Source organism: Spirillospora sp. NPDC046719 (assembly GCF_040645715.1).
GTDB lineage: Bacteria > Actinomycetota > Actinomycetes > Streptosporangiales > Streptosporangiaceae > Spirillospora.
In genome coordinates this window covers 1-2,188 of the sequence record NZ_JBEYYT010000807.1, presented here as the reverse complement: position 1 = coordinate 2,188, position 2,188 = coordinate 1, and the positions used below count along the sequence as shown (strand labels likewise).

The following is a 2,188-nucleotide window of genomic DNA, read 5'->3' as shown; positions in this document are numbered from 1 at the left end:
GACTACTGTCTTTGTAAAATTAAAGCTCATTATCAAACCTCTTTTTCTAAATTGGTATAGCTTTTTTCATTTGCTAACTATTGGTTTCTAAAATCACCACAATAGTTACATATTATTTAAGAAAATAGTTATGAATAATTACGCTTTTAAAACCTCTCAAAACCCTGTTATAAAGCCATAGTTACGATAAATACATTAATTACACATTTTTCCTTTATATAATATAGAATATTAAAATCTAGTATCCATAATTGGTATAATTAACTCAAACTCTTTTATAATAAATTACTATTTTACTCAATATTAAAAGTGTATTTTGCGTATTTTCTGTAACTATCCTTTTATATAGCTGTTTATGAGTATCAAAAAAACATAACTATTTGTAACTAAATTACACTTTTATGGTGGTTCATACATTGTTTCAAGAAATGCTTCAACTGCTTTTGCAGTACGTTGAGGGTTACCAATTGCAATAACACGAAAAGATTTTCTTTTTCCTTCAAAAGTTGGAAATGTACGAACCGTTTCAAAATATCCAATAATATCAAGAGCTTCTTTTCTTCGTTTAGGACTTCCAGCACCGTAATAGGTTTCTTTCAATAGCTTCTGAACCTCATCCGTTTTGATTATTGTCTTGTTCCCTTTGATGTGTTCCTCGATAATATAAATTTGCACATCGTCAAAATCAAAGTGATCACTACTGAAGTTATCCATTTCCACTTGCTTGAAATTGAACTTAAATTTATTCTGTCTCCAATAGACAAATGAAGAATATAAAGCAGCCACTCCTGCAAGCGCCGTTGCTTCTCGACTGGTCTCAGATACTCGCTGTTCAGTGAAAGCCTCCCAGTAGGGTGCAAAGATTGATTCACGTTCGCTATCAGTCTCTCTTTTTGGACGATTCTTAAAAGCAATGTTCACAGCCCTGCTATTCATTTCAGAAGAAAATAATACTTTTTCATTTGAATCAATAGACAGTACACCAGTCAGATTAATATCCGCATAGTTTTGGCCAATACCTCGACCACGATATGTGCTTTCAGTAGCCAGTATTTTCAAATAACGTTCTAAACTCTTTCCAATTTCTCCTGATTCAGTCACCAGTAACATTTCCCCTCCATCAAATCCAGCCCAAGCCATTGCGGCCGTTGCCTTATTTGAGAGTTCGTCTAGGTTGACATGTTTCGTATCAAAAATGGATGAAATTACTTTATGACGCAAGCCTTTACCAGTACGTGTCCCAGATTTACTGACAAAGAACCTTGTCTTAGTAATCTCACGACATGCCACCAGCATTTGATAGATTGGCTGTAGTTGCGCATTATGCAAGCTGTCTACATCATCTATCACCATTCCTAAGTAATTAGCGTTCAAGATTGACATTTCAATTACATCAGAGAGCTGACAATCAAACACTTTAAAGTAACATTCATTGTCTTTGATAGAACAATTTTTTAAAATTTTCTTTTGATGCAGATCCATTTGAAAGTCATGACAAGCAATAATCGATGCTTTTATTTCTTTAAGAGGTTTTAGCTTTATCTGTTCATCTATAAAAGATATAATTTCTACAACTTCACTAGCTGTGAAGTCAGAACGCTTGCCTAATTTATATTCATGAGCAATATCCATCTCTGACAATCGTTTGAATTGTGAGGTTGAAATATCATATAAATATCCATGATGCAAAGCAATCTTTCCAAATAGATAATCTAAAATCACATTGACAAAACGAGGAATACTTTTACTTGATTTTAATGTAACTACTTCTTTATCTTCTCCATCGTCAGTTTTTTCAGCTTTTTTATTAACTCCACCGTAGAAAATAGATACAGTATTTTGACCATTGTTTAAATGCAAACTAGGTCTTTTGATTCTTTTATTTTCTCCTGTAGACTTTACTGACAGATAAGGATATTCATAAATATCACGATGCAAGATATTGACTAAATCAAGACTTTGAGGAATCTTAGCGCCATCAATGTTTCCAAATTTTTCCCAGGGAAGATCAATCACCTTTTTTAGATTATTTTCTAACCGTTCCCATGCTTTGCGTTGTTTTTCCAAATCTCCGTAATCAGTTTTAACTTCTGTCACTTCTTCCCCCTATTCAGCCAATGAATCCATCAAGGATTCCAATTGACTTTTTTTATACCAAACAGTACGATCTCCATCTTCTAAAATCACC

At 33.2% G+C, this 2,188-nt stretch carries 1 protein-coding gene; it reads right to left on the bottom strand.

Annotated elements, in window-relative coordinates:
• Positions 1 to 399: 399 nt before the first annotated feature.
• A complete protein-coding gene (locus tag ABZ914_RS50465; RefSeq protein ID WP_312258058.1) occupies positions 400 to 2,097 on the bottom strand; it encodes a hypothetical protein in 1,698 nt (565 codons plus the stop codon).
• Between the last annotated feature and the right edge of the window lie 91 nt (positions 2,098 to 2,188).